Raw genomic sequence first — 25,845 nt, forward strand, 5'->3', positions numbered from 1 at the left:
CACACCCTATCGAACGAATTCAGGAGTAGCTCCATGTCCATGATCAAACAAGGCTTAGGCCTGAGTCTGCTTGCGTTGAGCATTGCTCAGGCAGGCACCGTAATGGCTGTCACCCCGATGACGGGCAATGAGGTCGAAGCGCGGGTTGGCGCGATGCTCGACAACATGACCCAGTCGGAAAAAATCAACTTCTCGCGCGTCGATGACGGACGCATGATTCCCAAGCTGGACAAGTTCAACCTGCAAGGCACAGTCGCCTACGACTCGGCCATGGGCGTACTGGTCGGCGGCAAGACCTTCGGTGCGCAGTACCCGTCACCTTCGGCATTGGCCGCGACCTGGAGCATCAACCGGGCCAAGGAATTCGGTCTGGCGATTGGTTACGAAACCCGGATCGCTGGCGGTCAGCAAATGCTGTCTCCGGCCATCAACCTCTATCGCACCCCGTTCAACGGGCGCTCCGCCGAGTACATGAGTGGTGAAGATCCATTCCTCGGCGCAGTGTTGGCTCCGGCCGTCACTAACGGTATTCAGGTTCAGGGTGTTCAGTCTGCCGCCAAGCATTACCTGATGAACGAGCAAGAGGCGAACCGGCACTATCTGGACGTCAAAATTGACGAGCGCGCCATGCAGGAGCTGTATCTGCCCGGCTTCGAATCGCTGGTCAAGAACTCGAACATTGCCTCGATCATGTGCGGTTACAACAAGATCAATGGCGAATATGCATGTGAGAATCATCACCTGATCACTGACATCCTGAAAGGCCAGTGGGGCTTCCAGGGCAACGTGATGAGTGACTTCAACTCGGTTCAGGACGCGTTCAAAGGCGCCTGGGCAGGCACCGATATCGACATGCCAAGCGGCCTGCAATTCACTGAAGCCAAGTTGCTGCCCTATGTCTGGAACGGCCAACTGCATCAGAGCGTGATCGACGACAAAGTCCGCAGGAATCTCAGGGCACTGGTCAGCTACGGCTTTGACAAGGGCATCAACAAGGCTCAGCCTCTGGAGCACCGCGAGTACGGCCAACTGGCTGCGCTGAACGTCGCGAGGGAGTCGATTGTGCTCCTGCGCAACGAACCCGTAGACGGGCAGAAACCTCTGCTGCCACTGCCGAAAACGGCGAAGATCGCTGTCATCGGCGACCTGGCAATGCAGCCACCGACTGCGCCATTCGGTACCGCTTACTCAGCGCCTGCCAGCTATGTAACCGAACTCAGCGGCCTCAAGCAGCTGGCGTCGAGCACAAGCAATGTCGATTACCTGCCGCAGATGAGCCTCGATCCGAAATCGTCGGTCTGGTATCAGCCGGGTACGGGTAAAGGCAAAGGGAAAGAAGCCATCAGCAACACGGGTGTGAAAGCCGAGTACTACGCTAACACCACGTTGTCCGGCGATCCTGTTGCAACCCGCATCGAGCCAGGCCTCAACCTGAGCTGGATCACCAACACCAACGTAACCGACAGCGGCACCAGCGCGGTAACCGGTTACAACCCGGCACCGGGCGCGTTCTCGGCTCGCTTCACCAGCAAGATCAAACCTACCATCACCGGCCCGCACGTCTTCAAAGTCCGTGCCGATGGTGCCTACAAGCTCTGGATCAACGACGAGCTGGTGGTTGAGGATGAAGACAAGCAGGTTTCATTCGACCTGATTCCTGTGGTGCCACGTACCGTCAAGACTGTCGCGCTGAAAGCCGGCACCGAGTACAACGTGCGCCTGGAATATCGTCGACTCAAAGGCAATTACACCCCGGTGCTGGGCGGCATGAATGGCGTGCAATTGAGCTGGGCGTCGCTGCGTCCACCGACCAATCTGGCTGACTATGACGCAGTCGTGGTGGCAGCGGGCAGCAACTTCGAATACGAAGGCGAGTCCCTTGATCACCCGTTCGAACTGCCGCAATTTCAGTCTGAGTTGATCAGCTTCGTGCAGAGAGCCAACCCTAAAACCATCGTCGTGATGCACGGCGGCGGCGGTATGGATATGCAACCGTGGGCAACCAAGGTTGCTGCTTCCCTGCACGCCTGGTTCCCGGGTCAGCAAGGCGGTCAGGCACTGGCGGAAATTCTCTACGGCAAGGTCAACCCTTCGGGCAAGCTGCCTATCACGCTGGACAAGAAAGTGCAGGACAACCCGAGCTTCGCCTCGTACTCCGATCCGGCACCGTACTACTTCAGCAGCCCTAATCCGCCGACTGAAATGACCTACAGCGAAGGCCTGTATCTGGGCTACCGCGGTTACGACAAGAACCATGCGAAGCCGCTCTACCCGTTCGGTTTCGGGATGTCGTACACGACATACCAATACAGCGACCTGAAGCTGTCGAGCAACGTGCTTGCACCTGGCGCAACCATCAAGGCCACGTTCACCGTGACCAACACGGGCGACAAGCCTGGTTTCGAAGTCGCTCAGTTGTACGTGCAGCCTTCAAAGCCACAAGTTGATCGTCCGGAAAAAGAGCTGAAGGGCTTCTCCAAGGTTTACCTGAAGCCGGGCGAAAGCAAAACCGTCACGATTCCGCTGGACTCCCGTTCGTTCGCCTACTATTCGCCTGACGCTGTCAGCTGGATCGTAGACCCGGGCAAGTTCAAGGTTCTGGTGGGCAAGGATTCGGAAGACCTGGCACTGAACCGCACCGTCGTCGCGCTGTATGGCGAGAAATTATCGACGCGTGAATCCAACCCTCTCCCGATTCCGCTGCGCAACGCAGTTCAGGTCAAGCCAGAACAGGCTTACTGAGTCACCTTCAAAAAGGCTTGATCGGTGGTTGCCACAACCACCGGTTACTGACCATCGAGCGGCCGTACTCAGTCGAGTCCGGCCTGCTTGAGGTCTGACGCCAAACGCTCGAGAAACCTCGCAAAAGCACGCTCGATCGGTACGTAATCGGGGGAGCGTAGCCATTGAATCTGCATTCCGTCCATCATCGACGCAATCTCAAGACTGACCTGCTTCACATCGGTGTCCGCGCGAATTTCGCCCGCTTCGATCAGCAGATTGAGTTGAGCGTTAATGTGGCCATGCACAATCTCAAAGCGTTCGCTGAACCACCGGTTGGCCGGGTGAGTCACGGACAGGCTTTCTGTGTTGATGATCATCAACGCCTGACTGACAGCAGCGTCTTCGGTACTGAACTTCATGATGAACTGCAGAAACGCTAAAAACCCGTCCAGCGACGCAACCTCATCAGCTTCCTGTAACCGGGATGCGATGTACTGATCCCGATGCTGCAAGACGGCGTGCAACAACGCGAGCTTATTAGGAAAGTGATGTAGCAACCCGACTTGCGATATGCCCGCGACCTTGGCAACGTTAGTCAGCGTAGCGCCCGCAAACCCGTCCCTGGCAAAAATCACCATGGCGGCCTGAATGATTTCCAGCTTGCGCATATCCCCTTTGGGGATGTGGCGACGCTTGGGAGGCGCGACCGGGTCAGGAATGGGAGTATTTTTTGGCATTTGAATAGCACTGTCCGTTGCGCAAATATGAAACCTGTCAGCGTATGGATTTCGCGCTGAAGCGTTCACTTATAGGCCAAACAGTACCCATAGAGAAATTTTCGGAAAATTCATCAGCGATGCACCAATGGATGTAACCCTACGCCCATGCAGTACGGGTGAAAAGCGTCCAGAACTGCACGTAGATCCAGTCGGTCGCGGAACATACCATGTGCCCTTGAAGCTGACAAATACACCACCGTTCGTAATACATGACCACAAAGGACTGCCCTCCATGGAAACACGCAAGGTTCGAATCACAGGCGAACATCTTCTGTCGGATAACTGGTATCTGCTGAAAAATATCGAGTTCGAAATGCCGCGCCGGGACGGCAGTTGGCAGGCAGTCACCCGCGAGGTATACGACAGGGGCAATGGTGCCACGATCGGGCTTTACAACCTGGCAAAACGGACGGTTATTCTCACTCGGCAATTTCGCATCCCGGCTTTCGTCAACGGGCACGATGGTTACTTGATCGAAGCGGCTGCGGGCCTGCTGGATAACGCCAGTCCCGAAGAGCGAATCCGCCTGGAAGCCGAAGAGGAAACCGGTTACCGGGTCAAATCGGTGCGCAAAATCTATGACGCGTTCATGAGCCCGGGCTCAGTGACTGAGCGCCTGCATTTCTTTGTCGGGGAATACCAGCCGGAAGATCGCATCAATGACGGTGGTGGACTGGTCGAAGAAGGCGAGGACATCGAAGTGCTGGAACTGCCCTTCGATCTGGCGCTGGAGATGGTCGACGACGGCCGGATCATGGACGGCAAAACCATTATCCTTCTACAGTACATCAAACAGCTCATGCCTCCCTCTTCCGGCCTGATGATTCTGGTGGCAGGCCCTTACCGTTCGGGCACCGGCGATGACCCCGCCTTGCTGGAAGCCAATGTACAGGCCATGCAAGCAGCCGCCGCAGAACTGCTGAGTGCCGGGCACTTCCCGATGGTCGCAGAATGGGTCGCGCTACCTTTGGTGCAACTGGCGGGTTCCAAAAGCATCGGTGACGAAGTGTTCCAGAAGCATTTCCATGAATACGCGAAAAAGCTGCTGCAACGCTGTGACGGCGTATTGCGCATCGGCGGCCCTTCCGAGGGCGCGGACCTGATGGTTGAACTGGCTCAGCAGCGGGGCTTGGCGGTGTATCGCGGCCTTGATGAGGTTCCACATATTCAATAAGGGGCTGAAAACATTGGGCCTTTAGGCCCGCACCGAGGTTACGAGGCCAGCGATGGCGGCGTGTCTGACACACCGCTATCGCAGCCGTCGTGACCTCCGACAGCTCCTACAGAGGCCGGAGCGTGCACTCCATCTGTAGGAGCTGCCGAAGGCTGCGATTGCGGTGTATCAGACACACCGCTATCGCAGCCGTCGTGACCTCCGACAGCTCCTACAGAGGCCGGAGCGTGCACTCCATCTGTGGGAGCTGCCGAAGGCTGCGATTGCGGTGTATCTGACACAACGCCATCGCAGCCGTCGTGACCTCCGACAGCTCCTACAGAGGCCGAAGCGTGCACTCCATCTGTAGGAGCTGCCGATGGCTGCGATTGGGATATGTCACACACACCGCCATCGCTGGCTTCGTAACCTCGGTGAGCTTCTACAAGATTGATTTGAAATGTCCTTAAACCAACACCTCCTGCCGATACTCAAGTGGCGTACAGCCAAACTCTCGACGGAATACGGTGTGCAAATACTGCGCAGATTTGAAACCGCAATTGCGTGCCGTGTCTGCAATGGTCGAGTCGGTGTTCTTCAGGCCATTGGCCGCTGCCTCAAGTTTGAAGCGCAGGATTTCGTCATGCACGCTGCAGCCCCGTGCCTGGCGAAAGTGCGCTTCCAGCGATGAGCGCGACACACCCACGTAAGCCGCGACTTGCGCGGTCTTGATGCCCTGGCAGGCATATTGGCGAATGAACAGCAGCGCTTGCATCACATAAGGATCCCCTAACGGCTGGTGCAGGCTCGATACCTGGACGTTGATCGAGTCCGGCGGAATCAGAATGTGCGAGCCCTTGGCTGGCATGCCGTGCAGCATTTGATGCAGCAATTGCGCGGCCGTGCGCCCCATGGTTTCGGTGCCCTGGCTGACGGAGCTCAAAGGCACGCGGGTCAGGCTACGCGTGAGCGGATCGTTATCGATGCCGATCAGCGCCACCTGCTCCGGAACAGAAATCCCCGCCGTCAGACAGGCCTGCAACAATTGCCGTGCGCGGGCGTCACTGACGGCAATGATGCCGATGGGTTTAGGCAGGCTGTGCAGCCACGCGATCTGCTGCTCGACGGCGCTGTTCCAGAGTGGCGCGCTGGTACCCATGCCGCGGTAGATCTCGCCGTGCAGGCCATCGCGCTGCATCAGCTTGCGAAAGGCTTTTTCCCGCTCCTGAGCCCAACGATTGGCTTGCGCTTCAGGCAGGCTGAAGCAGGCAAAACGGGTAAGTCCGGCTTCGATCAGGTGCTCGTACGCCAGCGTCATCAGCGCCTGATTATCAGTGGCGACGTAAGGAATACCTTGCGGATAGTCACGCTCGTTTTCATATGAACCGCCGACCGCCACCACCGGCAACCTGATCCCGGCCAGCGCTTCGCCGATCATCGGGTCATCGAAGTCGGCAATGATCCCGTCGCCCTGCCAGCGCTCGATACCTTTCAGGCGGCAGAGAAAGTCCTCCTCCAGAAACAGATCCCAGGAGGCGCGAGTACTGCTCAAGTAGTTGCCGATACCGCTGATGATGCCGCGGTCGTAGATTTTGCCGCCGTTGAACAACAGTGCAACGCGGTGAACAGGCGGTACGGTTTTCATTGTTATTGTCCTGGGCCGGCCCGAGGTTATCGAAACAGACTAGGCGCGGCGCCGCAGAATCTCAATACGCAAAATCGCACTCCGTGTTGATGATTTTCATAATCGGGAGCAACTGGACCGTTGCTAGTATCGAAGCACCGACAAGAGCAATCGATTAGAACATTCGATTAGAACAACCGATAAAAACAACAAGGACATTGCGAATGCCATATTTCCCCGATATCGACCGAATTCGCTACGAAGGCCCCGACAGCGATTCGCCCCTCGCCTTTCGCCACTACGATGCGGACAAGATCATCATGGGCAAGCCGATGCGCGAGCACCTGCGCATGGCGGCCTGTTACTGGCACACCTTCGTCTGGCCCGGTTCCGATGTGTTCGGCGCAGGCACCTTCAAACGCCCATGGCAGCGCCCCGGCGACCCGCTGGAAGTGGCAATGGGCAAGGCGGAGGCGGCATTCGAGTTCTTCACCAAACTGGGCATCGACTATTACTGCTTTCACGATACCGATGTCGCCCCGGAAGGCAGCTCGCTCAAGGAATACCGCAATAATTTTGCGCAAATGGTCGACCATCTGGAGCGCCATCAAGAGCGAAGCGGCATCAAGCTTTTGTGGGGCACCGCCAATTGCTTCAGCAATCCGCGCTTTGCTGCTGGCGCTGCGAGCAATCCTGATCCGGAAGTCTTCGCCTGTGCCGCTGCGCAGGTGTTCAGCGCCATGAACGCAACCCAGCGTCTCGGTGGCGCCAACTACGTGTTATGGGGCGGACGCGAGGGCTACGAAACGCTCCTCAATACGGACTTGAAACGCGAGCGCGAGCAGCTGGGCCGCTTTATGCGCATGGTGGTTGAGCACAAGCACCAGATCAATTTCAAAGGCGACCTGCTGATCGAGCCCAAACCGCAGGAGCCGACCAAACACCAATACGATTACGACAGCGCCACCGTGTTTGGCTTTTTGCAGCAGTTCGGTCTGGAAAACGAAATCAAGGTCAACATCGAGGCCAACCACGCGACCCTGGCCGGTCATAGCTTTCATCACGAAATCGCGACGGCTGCTTCTTTAGGGATTTTCGGCAGCATCGATGCCAACCGCGGCGACCCACAAAACGGCTGGGACACTGACCAGTTCCCCAACAGCGTCGAGGAAATGACTCTCGCCACTTACGAAATCCTCAAAGCAGGCGGGTTCAAAAACGGTGGGTTCAACTTCGACTCCAAGGTGCGTCGTCAGAGCCTGGACGAAGTCGATCTGTTCCACGGGCATGTGGCGGCGATGGATGTCCTCGCCCTGTCCCTCGAACGCGCAGCAGCAATGCTGGAGAACGACCGGCTTCAGCACTTCAAGGACCAACGCTACGCGGGCTGGCAGCAGCCATTGGGCCAGGGAGTACTGGCGGGCGAGTTCACCCTTCAGTCACTGGCCGAACATGCCTTTGCCAAAGAGCTTAATCCGCAAGCCGTCAGCGGCAGGCAGGAAATGCTCGAAAACGTTGTTAACCAGTTCATTTATCGCTGATCGCAATCGAGGTCTACGGGCACCGCAATCCGGTTACATTCGCGCGACAAATCTGTGCTCGCGGTGCCTTGCGAGTCTCTACAGTTCTACCAGCACGATATTCATCGTCAGGCAGTCGCTTCTAAAAACAACAATAAAAGGACGCACCACTATGAAGAGTTTTAAACGCACGCTACTGGTTGGCGCTTTGGCGCTGCTGTCTGTTCCGGCCATGGCCGACCCTGCTCATCCGAAAATCGGCTTTTCCATCGATGACCTGCGCCTGGAACGCTGGTCCCGTGACCGCGATTACTTTATCGCGGCGGCGGAAAAAATGGATGCCAAGGTCTTTGTACAATCGGCCGATGCCAACGAGCAGAAGCAGATTTCGCAGATCGAGAACCTCATTTCCCGTGGCGTCGATGTCATCGTAATCGTGCCGTTCAATGCCACAGTGCTGACCAACGCAGTGGCCGAGGCGAAGAAAGCCGGGATCAAGGTCGTGTCCTATGACCGGTTGATTCTCAATGCTGACATTGACGCGTACATCTCCTTCGATAACGAAAAGGTGGGTGAGATGCAGGCCAGCGGCGTGTTGAAAGCAGCGCCCAAGGGTAATTACTTTTTGCTCGGCGGCGCGCCGACCGACAACAACGCGAAAGTGCTGCGCGAAGGCCAGATGAAGGTGTTGCAGCCAGCGATCGACAAGGGCGATATCAAAATCGTCGGCCAGCAGTGGGTCAAAGAGTGGAACCCGACTGAAGCGCTGAGCATCGTCGAGAACGCCCTGACCCGTAACGACAACAAGATCGACGGCATCGTTGCCTCCAACGACGCCACCGCAGGCGGTGCCATCCAGGCACTGGCCGCACAGAAGCTGGCGGGCAAGGTGCCAATTTCGGGTCAGGATGCCGACCTCGCAGCGGTCAAGCGCGTGATCGATGGCACGCAGACCATGACTGTCTACAAGCCGCTGAAACTCATCGCCTCCGAAGCGGCCAAGCTCTCGGTGCAACTGGCGCGCAATGAAAAACCCACCTACAGCTCGCAGTACGACAACGGCAGCAAGAAAGTCGACACCATCCTGCTCACGCCGACGCCGTTAACAAAGGACAACATTGATCTGCTGGAAAAAGACGGGTTTTACACCAAGGCGCAGATTGAGGGGAAGTGATCTGAGCGTAAACCTCGCTCCGATCAAAAAATGCATTCCTTTGGATTGGAATGCATTTTCTGTAGGAGCTGCCGAAGGCTGCGAAGGCATCCGTCCTGACACACCGCCATCGCAACCTTCGGCAGCTCCTACAGAAACCGTGTTTGCCTGCACCCGCTTATTTCTGAGCATTCGCCATGTCCGAATACCTGCTGCAAATGAATGGCATCGTCAAAACGTTCGACGGGGTAAAAGCCCTCAACGGCATTGATATCAACGTCAGGCCAGGAGAATGCGTCGGCCTGTGTGGCGAAAATGGCGCGGGTAAATCCACGCTGATGAAAGTGCTGTCGGCGGTCTATCCGCATGGCACCTGGGAAGGCGAAATTCTCTGGGACGGTCAGCCGCTGAAAGCACAGTCGATCAGCGAAACCGAAGCGGCCGGGATCGTGATCATTCACCAGGAACTGACCCTGGTACCCGATCTGTCGGTGACCGAGAACATCTTTATGGGCCATGAGATGACCCTGTTCGGCGGGCGCATGAATTACCCCGCCATGACCCACCGCGCCGAAGCCCTGATGCGTGAACTGAAAGTCCCCGACATGAATGTCTCACTCCCGGTATCCCAATACGGCGGCGGCTATCAGCAACTGGTGGAAATCGCCAAAGCGCTGAACAAGCAGGCGCGGCTGTTGATCCTTGATGAGCCCTCGTCAGCCTTGACCCGTTCTGAGATCGAGGTACTGCTGGATATCATCCGCGACCTCAAGTCAAAAGGCGTTGCGTGCGTCTACATCTCTCACAAGCTGGATGAAGTCGCGGCTGTGTGCGACACCATTTCAGTGATCCGAGACGGCAAACACATCGCCACCACCGCAATGGCAGACATGGACATTGCCCGGATCATCACCCAGATGGTTGGACGGGAAATGAGCAACCTGTACCCCACCGAACCCCATGACATTGGCGAAGTGATTTTCGAGGCGCGCCATATCACCTGCTACGACGTCGACAATCCAAAGCGCAAACGTGTCGACGACATTTCGTTCGCCCTCAAGCGTGGCGAGGTACTCGGTATTGCCGGGCTGGTCGGCGCAGGTCGCACGGAGCTGGTCTCGGCGTTGTTCGGCGCCTATCCCGGCCGCCATGAAGGCGAAGTCTGGCTGGACGGAAAACTCGTCGACACCCGCACGCCGCTGAAATCCATTCGTGCCGGACTGTGCATGGTCCCCGAAGATCGCAAGCGCCAGGGCATAATTCCCGATCTGGGGGTCGGCCAGAACATCACCCTTGCGGTGCTGGATTCCTACTCCAGGCTGACCCGCATTGACGCCGAAGCCGAGCTGGACAGCATCGACAAGGAGATCTCGCGAATGCACCTCAAGACCGCGAGCCCCTTCCTGCCGATCACCAGTCTGTCTGGCGGCAATCAGCAAAAAGCCGTTCTGGCGAAAATGCTGCTGACCCAGCCCCGCGTGCTGATTCTCGATGAGCCCACCCGAGGCGTAGATGTGGGCGCCAAATACGAGATCTACAAATTGATGGGAGCGCTGGCGGCCGCGGGCGTGTCGATCATCATGGTGTCTTCGGAGCTGGCCGAAGTACTCGGCGTCTCCGACCGGGTGCTGGTCATCGGCGAAGGCCAGCTACGGGGTGACTTCATCAACCACAACCTCACTCAGGAGCAGTTACTCGCCGCAGCACTCAGTCAAACCGCTGACCCTAACAACAATAATGATCGGAAGTCCGCGTAGATGAATCAGGTCAAACAGCTCTTCACACGCTACAAAATGCTCGCGCTGGTCATCGCGGTGGCGGTCATCTGGTTATTCTTCAGTTGGCAGACCGACGGTGGATTCCTGACCCCGCGCAATCTTTCCAACTTGCTGCGGCAAATGTCCATCACGGGAATACTTGCCTGCGGCATGGTGCTGGTGATCATCAGTGGCGAAATCGACCTGTCGGTCGGATCATTGCTCGGGCTGCTCGGTGGACTGGCGGCCATTCTTGACGTGGTTTATCACATCCCACTGTTGGCCAACCTGAGCCTCGTCGCGCTGTGCGGGCTGATGATTGGCCTTGCCAATGGCTACATGACGGCGTACCTGCGCATCCCGTCGTTCATCGTCGGTCTGGGCGGCATGCTGGCGTTCCGCGGCATTCTGCTGGGCATTACCGGCGGCACAACTATCGCCCCGGTCTCGCCGGAACTGGTGTACGTCGGTCAGGGATATCTGCCGCATTCGGTCGGAACGGGACTGGGCATCGTGCTGTTCGCGCTGACGCTTTACCTGACCTGGAAACAACGTCGCAATCGCGCCGTCCACGGTCTGGCGGCACATTCATTGGTGCGGGACGTCTTGCGTGTCGTGTTGATCGGCGCGGTGCTGGCCGGATTCGTCCAGACCCTCAACAGCTACGACGGCATCCCAGTGCCGGTGCTGCTCTTGCTGGTCCTTTTGGGTGTGTTCAGTTACGTCACCAGCCAGACCGTGTTCGGCCGACGGGTTTATTCGGTGGGCAGCAATATGGAGGCGACGCGGCTGTCCGGCATCAATGTGCAGGCCGTCAAACTGTGGATCTTCGGGATTATGGGCGTGATGTGTGCGCTAGCCGGCATGGTCAACACCGCACGCCTGGCGGCGGGCTCGCCTTCTGCCGGAAGCATGGGCGAACTCGACGCCATCGCCGCCTGCTTCATCGGCGGCACCTCGATGCGCGGCGGCTCCGGCACCGTTTACGGCGCGCTGCTCGGTGCACTGGTCATCACCAGCCTGGACAACGGCATGTCCATGCTCGACGTGGACAGCTACTGGCAGATGATCGTCAAAGGCAGCATTCTGGTATTGGCGGTTTGGGTGGATGTCAGTACCCGGACGGGGCGGCGCTGATCGCGCATGTGGCTTGAAATGCATTCCCGGTAGGAGCCAACTTGTTGGCGAGGCTTAATTCCTGACGATGCAGGCCTGACGTCTCGCCAACAAGGTGGCTCCTACAGTTCAACCTCTTGGCGTATCACGAGGCATTGCGCCTCAGTGTGCACCCAACTCCCGAATATTCGCCTTCAGCTCCTGAAAGTCATACTCAGACAAGCCGACGTAATCGAGTACCAGGTGGCTGATGGAATTCCACTCATGATCGGCGCTTTCCTTGCCCAGTATCCGGTAGGACTCGCAGATGTGTTCGGCCATTTTCAGAATCGCCAGCAGATTCTTCACCTGACTGTGCTGTCCCGAATCATCACTGAACACCGCGTAGGCGTTGTGATGCCGGGCGATGGTCGTTGACATGTGTTCCGGCAACCGCCAGGCCTTTGCGGTGTAGTAACCCACGACGGCGTGGTTGGTGTTGAAGGCTTTGTTTTCCACGTCGACGATGCGCTGCTGGTCACTGGCGCCCGCGTACCCCTGCTCCAGCACCGACATGTAGCCCGGGAATTTCTTGTACATCAATGGCACGCCGCAATCATGGAACAGGCCCAGGGCGTAGGCTTCATCGACAGCCTGCGAGCCAAGCCGTTTGGCCAGCGCCAGACACGTCATGGCGATGTCTTGCGCGGTGTCCCAGAAGCGGTTGAGGGTCACGATGGACTCATCGTTCATGCCGCCGCGAATGGACAAGCCGTTGACGATGTTGATCACCGAACGACTGCCCAACAGATTCACAGCGCGCTGAATCGACGAGATCCGGTTGCTCAAACCGAAGTAGCTGGAGTTGACGATCTTGAGCAGCGCCCCTGCAATACCGGGGTCCTGGGAAATCAAGCGGGCGATCTCGGCCAGATCGGGGTCCGGCATGTACTGCTCGATCTGCAGGTCCACCAGGATCTGTGGTTGCGGCGGCACGATGATGCCCTGCAAGGCCTGTTTGACTTTCTCGTCGGTAAACTCGGGCTCTGATGACATACGCTTCCCTGGACACTCACTCAATACGTGATATGGCCCGACTCTAGCGAATAGAAAAGACATTTGCGATGGGGCATTGCCTGATTGACAAAGCCACCGGCTACTGACGATGGTTGTGTAACTGATACCACTCGACAAAAAACCCGGCCATGAATGGAAAAAAGTTCGTTAAGCCGTTGTTTTCCCGTAGTCTCGGCACACATAACCTTACACAGCAACTACTCGGGATTGTCAGCACTCCAACTTACTTATGCGTACATTTTTCACTATTGCTTTTGGCTTCGTACTCACGGCTGCGCTTGTCGGCTACGGCTTCTGGACTGAGCAGCGTCCTGTGGGACACTACTTGTCCGACCTGCGAATCAAACTCGTGGTCGACGAAGGACAACCCAGTGAGCGCGGCAATCTGCTCGGCATTCAGCCGGAACTGTTCCCCGCCGATTATCAAAGTATCCAGCGCCTGCATCGCAAACTGGCAGCCTATCTGCAACAGGCTCGCGAGCAGGGTTTGATCAACAGCCGAACCATCGTCGTGCTGCCCGAACATGTGGGCACCTGGCTGGTTGCCAGTGGTGAGAAAAACGAGGTTTACCAGGCCGCCAGCATGGACGAAGCGCTGACCTGGATATCCCTCAGCAATCCGCTGAAATTCCTCGGTGCACTGCTTGGTGCCAAAGGTGACAGTCGGCTCGACGACGCCCACTTGCGCATGAAAGCCCCCGGTATGGCCGAGCAGTATCAAACTCTGTTCGGCGGTCTGGCCAAAGAGTTTGGCGTCACGCTGGTCGCAGGCTCCATCGTGCTGCCTGAGCCGGCCATCGACAACGGGAAACTGAAGCTCGGCAGCGGCCCGCTCTATAACAGCAGCGTGACGTTCGGCAGCGACGGCCAACCCCTCGGTCAGCCGCAACGGCAGTTGTTCCCGATGGCTTATCAACGCCGCTACGTGCACCCGGCCACTGACCTGAATGTATTCGACACCCCCGCCGGAAAGCTGGGCATATTGATTGGCAGCGACAGCTGGTACCCCGGCAATTACGCCAGCCTGAATAAACTGGGCGTCGAGCTGATTGCAGTGCCCGCCTTTGTCATTGGCACCGGCCACTGGGCCAGCCCGTGGCGCGGCTATCGCACCCCGGACCTGATCGGCGCAACAGGGCTGAACACCGGCAATATCACCGAGGGTGAAGCGTGGCAGCGCCTGACCCTGACCAGTCATGCACCGCTCAGCACCGCCAAAGCCGGAGTCAGTGTGTTCATGCGCGGTCAGCTATGGGATCAAGGCAGCTCGGGACACAGCTTCGCCAGCCGTGACGGCCAGCACATCGTCGAGCCATCGGCGGATGACAAGGCCCACCTGGGCGCACGCCTGATCAATATCTGGTTATGAGCATGACCCCATCACCCACTCGTCTTGGTGATCTGTCGGTGGGGTTTGTTCACAGCCTGGCCAATGCGGTGCGCAGTTTCGGGCAAGATCCGCAACCGTTGCTGGAGCAGTACGGCCTGGATCAGGCAAGGCTGGCCGAAGCCGGGGCGCGTTTGTCCATTCCGCGTTACATGCGCCTGGGCCATGCCGCGATTCAACTCACCGGGCAGCCTGGCCTTGGTTTGCGCATGGGCCGTTCAAGCCATATCAGCCAGTGCGGTCTTGCAGGTGTGACCGCGGCGCAAGCCCCTAACGTCCGCGAGGCCGCTCGCACGCTGATCCGCTTTGAGGCGCTGTACGGTTCCAATTATCGCGGCCAGTCGAGCTTTCACGAAGACGCAGAAGGTGCCTGGTTGCGGTTCTATTCGATCAGCCCGTACAACGGCTATAACCGCTTCGTGGTGGACTCGATCATCGCCAGCTGGCTGCAGCAACTGTCCAGCCTTAGCGAAACTGAAGTGCGAGCGGAAAAGATCGAGATTGAGTTTGATGCGCCCGACTATGCCACCGAATATACCGACCTGAGCGCACAGCCCATTGCCTTTGCCGCCGCTACCAATCAGTTGCGTCTGAACCAGCACACGTTGAGCCTGCGCAACCCGCAGCATTGCCCCAGTACCTGGACCCATCTGCTGCAGCTGTGTGAAAAAGAACTTGAGCAACTGACCCGCACCCGCAGCTTGCGAGAGCGCATCATCCGTCTGCTCGGGCCTTTACTCAATGGTGGGAGCGAACCGGATCTGGAGGAGATTGCTGCCAGACTGAAACTACCCGCCTGGACTTTGCGCCGCAAACTGGCCGACGAAGGCACAGGCTTTCGCACTATCCTCAACGATACGCGGCGCGATCTGGCGATGACGTATATACGCGACACCGATCTGGCATTCGGTGAAATCGCTTACTTGTTGGGATTTGCTTCCGCAGAAGCCTTTCAACGGGCTTTCAAACGCTGGACAGACCAGACGCCCGGAGAATTTCGCCGCAGCCAGCGTGGGCAGGGTTGAATAATCCGCCCGGCAAATACTGACCGGTACAGACGGTGTGAAAACGTATCGAGCGACGGCAAGACAAGGCAAAAACAGGCGAAAAAGCGGAGTTTAGGTGTTCTAAATGAGCATTTTTCGCCTGTTTTTAACGCAGTATTGTGCGCGTAGCACCGAAGGTGCCCAGCCTGCAGTAGTTTTCACACAGTCTGGGTAGGAGCTGCCGAAGGCTGCGATAGCAATATGTCAGGAAGATTGCTTTCGCAGCCTTCGGCAGCTCCTACAGAAAAGACGTCTGCTCAGACACTCACAACTCAGTCGCATCATCCGCAGGCTCTGGCGGATCTAGTTCAAACGCTTGGTATTCCAGCAGTTCTTCTTGATAGTCGTCCATAACGCGTGCCCTCTTGGCTGTTCTTTAAATGACGTCATTCACTGACCACTGCCCTCACCATAAAGTGCCAAGGTGAAGGAAAAATGACCTGATCATTAAGATACGAAGCGCTCCGATAAGGATTTAGCTTTGCCTGTCTTGACTTGCAAAGAGCATCCGCAATAGTCTTCAAGCATGAACGTAACCAAGCATTTCGCCGGCCAGATTATTATTACCGCCATTCCAGTCATGGCGGGTTAGCCGACGCGTGCACCCAACCCGCCCAAGAGGCGGTTTTTTCTTGTCTCCTGGGCTAAAAAAGCAAACCGGGAGTCAGACATGATCAGCATTCAAACCGCCCTCTTCGCTTCTCAGGCTCAGCGCACCGCCCTCCATCACAAGGGGCCGACGCGATGACTGACCTGCTCAATCAGTACGCCCGTAAAATCCTCAACTCTCGCGTCTACGACGTGGCCGTGGAAACCCCCTTGCAGGGCGCTCGTCAGTTGTCCGAAAGGCTTGGCAATCAGGTGCTGCTCAAGCGCGAAGACTTGCAGCCGGTGTTCTCGTTCAAGATTCGTGGCGCGTATAACAAGCTGGCGCAGCTAAGCCCGGAAGAGCTGGCGCGGGGCGTAGTGACAGCGTCGGCAGGCAACCACGCGCAAGGTCTGGCACTGGCGGCGAAAACCCTGGGCGTTGAAGCGACTATCGTGATGCCCAAGACCACGCCTGAAATCAAAGTCGAAGGCGTGCGTTCCCGGGGCGGCAAAGTGGTACTGCACGGCGATTCCTTCCCTGAAGCGCTGGCTCATTCGCTGGAGCTCGTCGAAGAAATGGGCTTCGTTTACATCCATCCCTATGACGATCCAGACACGATTGCCGGGCAAGGCACCGTGGCCATGGAGATTCTGCGCCAGCATCAGGGGCCGTTGGACGCGATTTTCGTCCCGGTGGGCGGCGGTGGTTTGATCGCCGGTATCGCGGCTTACGTGAAATACCTGCGGCCGGAGATCAAGGTCATCGGGGTCGAGCCGGATGATTCCAACTGCCTGCAGCAAGCCATGGCGTACGGCGAACGCGTTGTGCTGCAGCAGGTCGGTCTGTTTGCGGACGGCGTGGCGGTGGCGCAAATTGGTGAGTACACCTTCGACATCTGCAGGCACTACGTCGACGAAGTGATCACGGTCAGCACCGATGAAATCTGCGCGGCGATCAAGGATATTTACGACGACACCCGCTCGATCACCGAGCCGTCAGGGGCCCTGGCGGTGGCGGGGATCAAAAAGTATGTCGAGCAGGAAGCCGTCAGCGGCCAGACCTTCGTCGCTATCGACTCAGGTGCCAACGTCAACTTCGACCGCTTGCGTCACGTAGCCGAGCGCGCCGAACTGGGTGAAGGCCGCGAAGCCATCATCGCCGTGACCATTCCCGAGCAACCGGGCAGCTTCAAGGCGTTCTGCGAGGCCATCGGCAAGCGCCAGATCACCGAATTCAACTACCGTTATCACACCGACCGCGAGGCGCACATTTTCGTCGGCGTACAGACGCATCCCTATACCGACCCACGGAAAGATCTGATCACCAGCCTCACCGAGCAGGGCTTCCCGGTGATTGACCTGACCGACAACGAACTGGCCAAACTGCACATTCGACATATGGTTGGGGGGCATGCCGAGCGGGTCAGCGACGAAGTGGTGTTCCGCTTCGAATTCCCGGAGCGTCCGGGTGCGCTGTTCAACTTCCTGAACAAGCTGGGCGGCCAGTGGACGATTTCGATGTTCCATTACCGTAACCATGGCGCGGCGGATGGTCGTGTGGTCGCGGGGCTGGTGGTGCCAGAGGATGAACGGCATCTGGTCCCGGCGGCACTGGCCGAGATTGGCTACCCGTATTGGGATGAGAGCAAGAATCCGGCGTATAAGCTGTTTTTGGGGTAGGACTGATACGCGCAGGTCTATTCCATGTGGGAGCCGGGCTTGCCCGCGATATATGAGACGCAGGTAGTCGAAATACCGCGTTATCGTTTATCGCGGGCAAGCCCGGCTCCCACATAAGCGATATGTCTGCTGGTTATTGCGCTGGAGCGACTTCCGGCTCGGCTTGCGGGGCCTCCTCCGCAGGCGCCGGAGCCGGTTCAGCCTGAATTGATTCAGTCGGCGGTGCCGGTGCAGGCACTGGCTGACTGGATTCAACTGCAGGCGCAGGTGTCGGTTCTGCTACCGGGGCGGGAGCGGCTGCAGGTGCCGGCTCAACCAATGCTGCCGGTTTCGGCGCAGGCACCGTTTGCTCAGGCACGCCCAGCGCAGCTTTCGGGGTTTCTTTGATGTTGGCGACTTTCTTCACCTCAGGCGGCATGAAGTTGTCCACCAGCGTAAAGAAGCGATCGTAGAACTTGTCCGAAGCCACCGTCTCGCTCGCGACCTTGACCATCGAGTCGTCGGTAGAGCCGATCGGCATCGACACCGAACCCAGCACGCCAACACCCAGGCTGGCAGAGTTGTTGGTCTTCTTCAGCGCGTAACGATCCTGAAGGGCGTTGGCAAATACGGTCGAGCTCTTGTCCGTGGCGTCATCAGCAGCACAAACCACATTGAAGCTGATCTGCATGTGAGTCTCGCCGGTTTGCTGGAAGCTCTTGTTACCGCTGATCATCTTCGGGTCATTGCTGGTGATGATGTAGCCCTGGCTCAGCAAGGCGCGACGCGCCGCTTCGCAAGAGGCTGAATCACTGACCGGGTAAGTCCTCGAAAACGTCCCCGCGTCGTCAAAATTCTCGTGCTCGTAGACTGCGGTTTTTTTCGAGGAACAGCCCACGACTGCCAACAAGGCAATGGCGCAGCATGCGGTACGAAAGTTAACTAAGTTAGGCATCAAGGATCCTGGGTAGAAACGGTCCGCAAGACGGCGGACTGGAAAACGTCGGTAAGTCTGCAACAAGGCACGCGCAGGATCAACGCGCAGATGGAAAGGATCTTGTTACAAACCGCCACGTCACGGTCTTTCGAGATAGTGGCATGAAGCCAAAGAAATGATCGCTTCAATCAACAATGAACGAAACGATCAAAATAACTTGCGTTTTATGATCGTTTTAATCATTGTTGATCTCACTAAGAATAAAACGAGAATCCCACCATGCAATTTCGCGGCATTATTCCAGCCTTGGTCACGCCTTTCACCGCTGATCAGCAGGTTGACCATCACGCCCTCCGCGCTCTCGTCGAAAACCTCATTCAAGCTGGGGTACATGGGCTTTTTGTGCTCGGCACCAATGGCGAGTTCTTCACGTTATCAGAAGCTGAAAAGCTGGAAATCGCCCGCGTCACCGTCGAGGCAGCGGCAGGCCGAGTGCCGGTTGTGATAGGCACCGGCGCTTTCGCTACCCGCGAAGTGATTGAAATGAACAAAAAAGTGACGGACCTCGGCGCAAACGCCCTTTCCGTCATCACGCCCTACTTCAATGCCATCAGCCAGAGCGAGCTGATCAAGCATTACGAAACCATCGCCGATGCGTCCACCCTGCCCCTGATGATGTACAACATTCCGGCCAAAACCGGCATGTCCATTGGCATTGGTGCCGTCACCGCCCTGCATCAACACCCGATGATCAAAGGCATCAAGGACAGCGCCGGTAACTTCGACGCTCTGGTACAGATGATGAAATACCGCAGCGACGACTTTGCGGTCTTTGCCGGTACTGACTCACTGATCTACTGGAATCTGCTGGCCGGTGGCGATGGCGCGATTGCCGCGACCGCCAATGCAGTGCCGGATCTGGTCATGTCGATCTGGAACCACTTTCAGGCTGGCAATCACCCTGCTGCGCGAGTTGCTCAGGAGGCCTTGCGCCCACTGCGCGACGCGTTCGCCATGGGCACCATGCCCGTTGTGCTGAAAAAAGCCACCGAGCTGCTCAATCTCCCGGTCGGCCCTTGTCGCGCCCCCGTGCAGCCGCTGGATGCGGCCGCCGTGCAAAAACTGGAAACCCTGCTCGCGGTTTACCGCTGACTCGCCAGGAGATGCGCTGATGTCTACTTACCACTTCCAAACTGTCAAACACGTCATTCACGGCCCTGGCAGCCTTGAGCAACTGAGTGAAAAACTGTCGCTGCTCGATACCCCACTGCGCAATGTCGTGCTGGTCACGCAAAACGCCATGCATAACCTGGGCGTCACGGAGAAAGTCAGCGCACAGCTGAATGCCGCCGGCATTGCCGTGCACATGATCGACAACGTCGAAATCGAACCGACCCTGGAAAACATAGAGCGCGTCTTTCGTGAAGACGTTGCACCTCACGCACCCGACGCATTGATCGCCATTGGCGGCGGCAGCGTGCTGGACGCCGCCAAGCTGTTTTCGGTGATGCTGACCAACGACACGCCGCTGCGCGATTTGCTGGGTGTCGACAAAGTCAGCCATCCCGGCAAGCCCTTGGTGCTGGTACCAACCACTTCGGGCACCGGCTCGGAAGTGACACCCAACGCCATCGTCACCCTGCCCGACGAAGAACTGAAAATCGGTGTGGTCAGCCGTCACTTGCTGCCCACGCTGGTGATCCTCGATCCACTGCTGACGCTGAGCTTGCCACGCAGCATCACCGCCGCGACCGGCATGGACGCTTTCGTGCATTCGCTGGAATCGTTTATCTCCACCAAGGCCAACCCGATCAGCGATGCCTTCGCGCTGGAATCCATGCGTCTGATCGCGGGCAGCATCGTTGAGGCCTATCAGCAACCGGATTCGGTTCGGGCACGCGGCGACATGTTGCTCGGTTCGATGTATGGCGGCCTGGCCCTGACCGCAGCAGGCACAGCGGCCGTGCATGCCATGGCCTATCCGTTGGGCGGCAAGTTTCATGTCACTCATGGCGTGGCCAACGCCATGCTGCTACCGCATGTAATGGCCTTCAATCTGGACAGTTGCGCAGATCGTTTGAAACGCGCCGCCTGTGTCTGCGGTGTTGCAGAGCAACAGGACAGCGATGAAATCGCCGCGCATAAGCTGATTCAGCAGATCCGCCAATGGACCGCCACCCTGAACATTCCTCAAGACCTGCGCGAGTTTGGCGTCGGCGAGGAGCATCTGGCAGACATGGCGATAGCCGCATCAAAAGTCACCCGCTTGATGGCTAACAATCCCAAGGCCCTGAGCCTGACCGACATCGAAACGCTTTATCGGTGCTTGCTGCCATGAGCGCCTTGAAGCTGTCGGGTTTGTTGATCATTGCTGACGACTTGTCCGGAGCAGCCGATTGCGCGGCGGGTTTCGCCAAACGACTGTCGACCGAGATTGTGCTCGATACAGAGACGGCTTCATCAACCGCAGCAGTGGTTGCGGTGGACGTGGATTCTCGACGACTCGATCCGGGCGCGGCAGCGAAAGCCAACAGCGCGATATTGCAGCAGCGTCAGTACGCCAACAGAGCGTTGTACAAGAAAATCGACTCCACCTTGCGCGGCAATGTCGCTCGCGAAATCGCTGCGTTGCAGGCACTTCGGGGCCTGGCCATCGTCGCCCCGGCCTTTCCCGCCATGGGCCGCACCACACAAGATTCGGTGCAGTTGATCAACGGCATCTCGGTAGCCTTGAGCGATGTATGGCGCAATGAAAACCTGCTCGGCACCGGCAACCTGCTGGAAAGCCTTAGCGCAGAAGGCTTGCACTGTGTCGCCATAGATCTCGATACCCTGCGCGACGAAACGGCGCTGAGCAACGCGCTGGATCAAGCGCTACAACGCAATGTGCAGGCGTTGATTTGTGATGCCCTGACCGACGCAGACCTGCAACGTCTGGCCCGCGCAACCGCGCCGCTGTATCGCCAGCTGTTCTGGGTCGGTTCGGCAGGTCTGGCCCAGCATTTGCCAGAGGCGTTGGGTCTGCCCGCGTCTGGCGACATTAACGTGCAAGGCCGTGCGCCGGTACTGACAGTGGTCGGCAGCATGTCCCGGCATTCACAACAACAGGCCAGCACACTGGCCGAGCACAGTGGCTGTTTCTGTCTGGAAATAGATGCCGCCACGCTGCTCGATCCGGCTCGCCATGAACAGCGCGAACAACTGATCACCCTCCTCTATCTGCGTCTGGCCAAGGGTGAAGACTGCTTGCTGACCCTGAGTCAGGAAGAGCGTGATCCATCCGTCGCCGCGCAACTCAGCAGCGCCCTCGCCGCATGGTTAGAGCCTGCAATCGCCGTGACGGGATCGCTGATCGCTACGGGTGGCGAAACTGCCCGGGCCATTCTCACTGCAGCAGGCATTGGTCGTCTTGAGGTTCAAGGTGAACTGGCCCCCGGCGTCGTGCTCTCCCGAACCGAAACAGGCTTGAACGTGGTGACCAAGGCTGGTGCCTTCGGCCAGCCGGACACCCTGCTAACCGCCTGGCAACAGCTTCATGGCCGCAGCACATCCACTGCGGACACGCCCCACATTAAAAAGGAAATCCATCATGTCTGAACGTCCCGTGATCGGGATCACCATGGGCGATGCCGCCGGTGTGGGTCCGGAAATCATCATGAAAACTCTGGCCCACCAATCGGTGTACGACAGCTGTCGGCCGCTGGTGATCGGGGATGCCCAACGCCTTGAAGATGCCAACCGGATTGTCGGTGGCAGCCTGCGGGTTAACAGTATCGCCTCCCCCGCCAGCGCCCGCTTCGAACTGGGCACGGTGGACTGTATCGATCTGGGCCTGATCCCGGCGGACATGCCTTACGGCAAGCTGTCAGCCGTGGCAGGCAACGCAGCGTTTCGCTACATCGAGCGCACCGTCCAACTGACTGAAAGCGGCGAGCTGGACGCGATCTGCACCGCCCCCCTGAATAAGGAAGCGTTGCATGCGGGTGGGCATATTTTCCCCGGCCACACGGAAATGCTCGCGCACCTGCTGGGCATCGAAGAAGTCTCGATGATGTTGATGACCCCGACTCTACGCGTCATTCACGTCACCACTCACATGGGCATCATCGACGCCATCGCCAAAATAGAGCCGGGGCTGGTCAAGCGCACCATCGAGCGCTGCCGGGAAACCCTGACCCGCGCCGGTATCGAAAATCCGCTGATCGCGGTCTGCGGCATCAACCCGCATGCCGGTGAAAACGGCCTGTTCGGCTACGGCGAAGAAGAAACCAAGATTCAACCCGCCATCGATGAACTGCGCGCCCGCGGCTGGCGTGTGGAGGGCCCGCTGCCTGCTGACACGCTGTTCTTCCGCGCCGGCCGCGGTGACTTCGATGCGGTCGTGGCCATGTATCACGACCAGGGCCACGGCCCGGTGAAAGTCATGGGTCTGGAAGCCGGAGTCAACGTCACCGTCGGCCTGCCCGTGATCCGCACTTCGGTCGACCATGGCACGGCGTTCGACATTGCCGGTAAAGGCATCGCTGACGAGCGCAGCCTGATCGAGGCCCTGCGTCAGGCCGTTGAGCTTGCGACCCGCAAGCGGGAGACACGCCAGTCAGTGGCTGTTTGAGCCACGCAATCTTTCACACCAATCCCTGAAGTCCTCTGAAACAACGCGCCACAAAAACAACAATGGAGCGAAATGATGGAAACCTTCAACTCGCAGGACACTGCGATCATCATCGGCATGGTCGTCGTTTACATCGTCATCACCACCTGGATGAGCCTGCGACTGCGCAGCAAAACCAGTGAGCAATACATGGTCGCCGCACGCACCATGCCCGCCTTTGTCGTCGGCATTCTGATGATGTCGGAATTCATCGGTGCCAAATCCACGGTCGGTACGGCCCAGGCCGCGTTCGAAAGTGGCTTCGCCGCCTCCTGGTCGGTGATCGCAGCCGCCATCGGCTTCCCGCTGTTCGGCCTGCTCATGGCCCGCAAGCTCTACAACTCCGGCGAGTTCACCATTTCCGGGTTCATCGCCAAGAAGTACGGCAACTCTACCAAGCTGGCCGTTTCGATCATCATGATCTACGCCCTGCTGTTGGTGAACGTCGGTAACTACGTCAGCGGCGCAGCAGCGATTGCCACCGTGATGAAGATCAACCTGCCTACTGCAGCGTTCATTACTGCGGTTATCAGCACCCTGTACTACGTGTTCGGTGGCCTGAAAAGTGTGGCTTACATGAGCATCCTGCACACCGGCGTGAAGTACATCGGCGTGATGATCGTGCTGTATGTGGCCCTGAATTTGACGGGCGGTTTCACCCCGGTGATTCAGAACATGCCTGAACACTACTTCACTTGGGATGGTGCTATCGGCGGCTCGAAAATCATGGCGTGGATCATCGGCACCGTGGGTGCGATCTTCTCTACCCAGTTCATCATTCAGGCGATTTCTTCGACGCCTGATTCGAAAGCCGCCCAACGCTCCACCTTCTACGCCTCGTTGCTATGCATTCCGATTGCGCTGGCGCTAGGCTTTATCGGTGTGGCGTCCAAATACCTGCATCCGGACATGGGCAGCCTGTACGCCCTGCCTGTTTTCCTGCAGTCAATGAGTCCGGTTCTGGCGGGTGTAGTGACCATTTCTCTGGTCGCTTCGATCTTCGTCAGCGTCAGCACCGTCGCCCTGGCCATTGCATCGCTGGTGGTGCGGGACTTCTACGTGCCAATGCGCAAGCCATCGGTGGATCGCGAACTCAAGGCGACTCGCTTCATTGCATTGATCATCGGCTTTGTGCCGCTGTTCTTTGTGTTCTTCGTGCCTGAAATCCTCAACCTGTCGTTCTTCACCCGTGCACTGCGCCTGTCCATCGCCGTCGTGGCCATGATCGCCATCTACCTGCCGTTCTTCGGCTCCGGCCGTGGCGCGACTCTGGGTCTGATCGCCTCGTCCATTACCACCAGCGTCTGGTACCTGCTGGATAACCCGTACGGCATCGATAACATGTACATCGCCCTGATCACCCCGGCCATCGTGATTGCCGTGGAGCGTCTGTTCCCGCAATCAATCGCCCGCAGTCAGGATAAATCCGGCAACGACAAACAAGGGATTTCCCATGCCAATCAGTGAACAACGTCAGGACGCCTTCCTGCCGACGCCATACGCACAGAACCATGCCGCAAACCTGCATGAACTGGCCGACGGTACGGTGCTGTGCACCTGGTTCGCCGGAACACAGGAAGGAATGGCCGACATTTTCGTACTGCTCTCGCGCCGCGACCCGCAGACCGGCGTCTGGAGCGAACCGGAGAAACTGTCTCAGGATGACACTCGCTCCGAGCAGAACCCGATCCTGTTCCAGGCCCCGCAAGGTCCTTTGTGGCTGATCTGGACCGCACAGATTTCCGGCAATCAGGAAACGGCGATCATTCGCCGTCGCCTGTCTGAGGATCAAGGCAAGACCTGGGGCCCGGTGGAAACCCTGTTCGACGAACCGGGCACCTTTGTGCGCCAACCGCCGGTGGTGCTGGATAACGGCGACTGGCTGTTGCCGGTCTGGTATTGCATCACCCACCCCGGCGAAAAATGGGTGGGTAATCACGACGTCAGCGCGGTGATGATTTCCAGTGATCAAGGGCAAAGCTGGTCGCGCCATGACGTCCCGGACAGCACCGGCGCCGTGCACATGAACGTTCATCAAGTGGCCGACGGCAGCTTGCTCGGCCTGTTTCGTAGCCGCTGGGCCGACTCGATCTACAGCAGCCGCTCAACTGATCGCGGTCGAAGCTGGAGTGCGCCGATCGCCACGGAACTGCCGAACAACAACTCGTCCATCCAGTTTGTGCGGCTCAACAGCGGCGAACTCGCGCTGGTCTACAACCCGGTCAGCGCCGAGGGCCACAGCCAGCGTCGGGCTTCGCTGTACGACGAAATCGAAGATGACGGCGATGACCGCGTGACACCGGGTCAAAGCGCAGATGGCAAAAGCGCGGTATGGGGCATCCCCCGCGCGCCCATGAGCCTGGCGCTGTCCCATGACGACGGGCAAAGCTGGCCGGTGCGCCTGGACCTGGAGTTGGGGGATGGTTTCTGCCTGACCAATAACTCTCAGGAAAAGCTCAACCGCGAGTTTTCCTATCCGAGCATTATTCAGGCACGGGATGGCAGTCTGCACGTGGCGTTTACGTACTTTCGGCAAAAGATCAAGCATGTGCATTTGCCGTTGGCGGCAGTGCGCTGATTTTCTGTAGAAGCGGCCCAGGCCACGCTGTCTATCAGCAAACAGGACCTGTAGGAGCGCGCTTGCCCGCGATTGGATCTGACAGTCGATAATCTATCGACTGTGCTGACGCTATCG

Annotated in this window: 19 protein-coding genes; 15 read left to right on the plus strand and 4 right to left on the minus strand. The window is 58.0% G+C overall.

Annotated features, from left to right (window positions below):
• Positions 1-39 precede the first annotated feature (39 nt).
• Positions 40-2,742 (plus strand): beta-glucosidase, encoded by a 2,703-nt coding sequence (locus tag RX972_RS21305; protein ID WP_316878291.1) that lies wholly within the window; start codon positions 40-42, stop codon positions 2,740-2,742.
• Between the two features lie 68 nt (positions 2,743-2,810).
• Here the strand turns inward: RX972_RS21305 and RX972_RS21310 are convergent, their stop codons facing one another.
• Positions 2,811-3,461 carry a TetR/AcrR family transcriptional regulator gene (locus RX972_RS21310; protein ID WP_027901774.1) on the minus strand — a complete coding sequence of 217 codons (651 nt, stop codon included), beginning with the start codon at positions 3,459-3,461 and terminating at the stop codon, positions 2,811-2,813.
• Positions 3,462-3,735: 274 nt separating this feature from the next.
• On the opposite strand from RX972_RS21310, the gene RX972_RS21315 reads away from it, so the two are divergent.
• The gene (locus RX972_RS21315) at positions 3,736-4,677 is read left to right on the plus strand and encodes an ADP-ribose pyrophosphatase (RefSeq protein ID WP_027901773.1); all 942 of its coding nucleotides are present in this window, start codon (positions 3,736-3,738) and stop codon (positions 4,675-4,677) included.
• A gap of 445 nt (positions 4,678-5,122) precedes the next feature.
• On the opposite strand, the gene RX972_RS21320 is transcribed toward RX972_RS21315, so the two are convergent.
• Positions 5,123-6,301 (minus strand): XylR family transcriptional regulator, encoded by a 1,179-nt coding sequence (locus RX972_RS21320; RefSeq protein ID WP_316878269.1) that lies wholly within the window; start codon positions 6,299-6,301, stop codon positions 5,123-5,125.
• Between the two features lie 203 nt (positions 6,302-6,504).
• Here RX972_RS21320 and xylA point away from each other — a divergent pair, with 203 nt between their 5' ends.
• The 4 genes from xylA to RX972_RS21340 all read left to right on the plus strand — a co-directional run bounded on the left by xylA (position 6,505) and on the right by RX972_RS21340 (position 11,847).
• The gene (gene xylA / locus RX972_RS21325; RefSeq protein ID WP_316878270.1) at positions 6,505-7,821 is read left to right on the plus strand and encodes a xylose isomerase; all 1,317 of its coding nucleotides are present in this window, start codon (positions 6,505-6,507) and stop codon (positions 7,819-7,821) included.
• Between the two features lie 151 nt (positions 7,822-7,972).
• Positions 7,973-8,974 (plus strand): D-xylose ABC transporter substrate-binding protein, encoded by a 1,002-nt coding sequence (gene xylF / locus RX972_RS21330; RefSeq protein WP_316878272.1) that lies wholly within the window; start codon positions 7,973-7,975, stop codon positions 8,972-8,974.
• Between the two features lie 176 nt (positions 8,975-9,150).
• On the plus strand, positions 9,151-10,710 hold the full coding sequence (gene xylG / locus RX972_RS21335) for a D-xylose ABC transporter ATP-binding protein (protein WP_122703578.1): 1,560 nt from the start codon (positions 9,151-9,153) through the stop codon (positions 10,708-10,710).
• A complete protein-coding gene (locus RX972_RS21340) occupies positions 10,711-11,847 on the plus strand; it encodes a sugar ABC transporter permease (protein WP_027901768.1) in 1,137 nt (378 codons plus the stop codon).
• Between the two features lie 141 nt (positions 11,848-11,988).
• On the opposite strand, the gene RX972_RS21345 is transcribed toward RX972_RS21340, so the two are convergent.
• Positions 11,989-12,861: an HDOD domain-containing protein gene (locus RX972_RS21345; protein ID WP_027901767.1), complete on the minus strand. Its 873-nt coding sequence runs from the start codon at positions 12,859-12,861 to the stop codon at positions 11,989-11,991.
• Between the two features lie 250 nt (positions 12,862-13,111).
• Here RX972_RS21345 and RX972_RS21350 point away from each other — a divergent pair, with 250 nt between their 5' ends.
• The 3 genes from RX972_RS21350 to ilvA all read left to right on the plus strand — a co-directional run bounded on the left by RX972_RS21350 (position 13,112) and on the right by ilvA (position 17,583).
• The gene (locus tag RX972_RS21350) at positions 13,112-14,251 is read left to right on the plus strand and encodes a carbon-nitrogen hydrolase family protein (protein WP_316878276.1); all 1,140 of its coding nucleotides are present in this window, start codon (positions 13,112-13,114) and stop codon (positions 14,249-14,251) included.
• 2 nt (positions 14,252-14,253) lie between these two features.
• The gene (locus RX972_RS21355; RefSeq protein WP_316878277.1) at positions 14,254-15,294 is read left to right on the plus strand and encodes an AraC family transcriptional regulator; all 1,041 of its coding nucleotides are present in this window, start codon (positions 14,254-14,256) and stop codon (positions 15,292-15,294) included.
• 765 nt (positions 15,295-16,059) lie between these two features.
• The gene (ilvA, locus tag RX972_RS21360; RefSeq protein WP_316878278.1) at positions 16,060-17,583 is read left to right on the plus strand and encodes a threonine ammonia-lyase, biosynthetic; all 1,524 of its coding nucleotides are present in this window, start codon (positions 16,060-16,062) and stop codon (positions 17,581-17,583) included.
• Between the two features lie 133 nt (positions 17,584-17,716).
• On the opposite strand, the gene RX972_RS21365 is transcribed toward ilvA, so the two are convergent.
• On the minus strand, positions 17,717-18,517 hold the full coding sequence (locus RX972_RS21365) for a DUF2242 domain-containing protein (RefSeq protein WP_316878280.1): 801 nt from the start codon (positions 18,515-18,517) through the stop codon (positions 17,717-17,719).
• A 261-nt stretch (positions 18,518-18,778) separates the two neighbouring features.
• Here RX972_RS21365 and dapA point away from each other — a divergent pair, with 261 nt between their 5' ends.
• From dapA to RX972_RS21395, 6 genes are all read left to right on the plus strand, one after another.
• The gene (gene dapA / locus RX972_RS21370) at positions 18,779-19,651 is read left to right on the plus strand and encodes a 4-hydroxy-tetrahydrodipicolinate synthase (protein ID WP_316878282.1); all 873 of its coding nucleotides are present in this window, start codon (positions 18,779-18,781) and stop codon (positions 19,649-19,651) included.
• Positions 19,652-19,667: 16 nt separating this feature from the next.
• On the plus strand, positions 19,668-20,837 hold the full coding sequence (locus RX972_RS21375) for an iron-containing alcohol dehydrogenase (RefSeq protein WP_316878293.1): 1,170 nt from the start codon (positions 19,668-19,670) through the stop codon (positions 20,835-20,837).
• Positions 20,834-22,096, plus strand: a complete 1,263-nt coding sequence (locus tag RX972_RS21380) for a four-carbon acid sugar kinase family protein (RefSeq protein ID WP_316878283.1) — start codon at positions 20,834-20,836, stop codon at positions 22,094-22,096. The genes RX972_RS21375 and RX972_RS21380 overlap by 4 nt, the downstream gene beginning before the upstream one ends.
• On the plus strand, positions 22,089-23,111 hold the full coding sequence (gene pdxA / locus RX972_RS21385) for a 4-hydroxythreonine-4-phosphate dehydrogenase PdxA (protein ID WP_231675744.1): 1,023 nt from the start codon (positions 22,089-22,091) through the stop codon (positions 23,109-23,111). The genes RX972_RS21380 and pdxA overlap by 8 nt, the downstream gene beginning before the upstream one ends.
• A 75-nt stretch (positions 23,112-23,186) precedes the next feature.
• Positions 23,187-24,617 (plus strand): sodium:solute symporter family protein, encoded by a 1,431-nt coding sequence (locus RX972_RS21390; RefSeq protein ID WP_027899518.1) that lies wholly within the window; start codon positions 23,187-23,189, stop codon positions 24,615-24,617.
• Positions 24,604-25,728, plus strand: coding sequence for a sialidase family protein (locus RX972_RS21395; RefSeq protein ID WP_231675743.1), 1,125 nt, complete (start codon positions 24,604-24,606; stop codon positions 25,726-25,728). The genes RX972_RS21390 and RX972_RS21395 overlap by 14 nt, the downstream gene beginning before the upstream one ends.
• The last annotated feature ends 117 nt before the right edge of the window (positions 25,729-25,845 follow it).

It is taken from the genome of Pseudomonas syringae group sp. J309-1, from assembly GCF_032582135.1.
Lineage (GTDB): Bacteria > Pseudomonadota > Gammaproteobacteria > Pseudomonadales > Pseudomonadaceae > Aquipseudomonas > Aquipseudomonas quasicaspiana.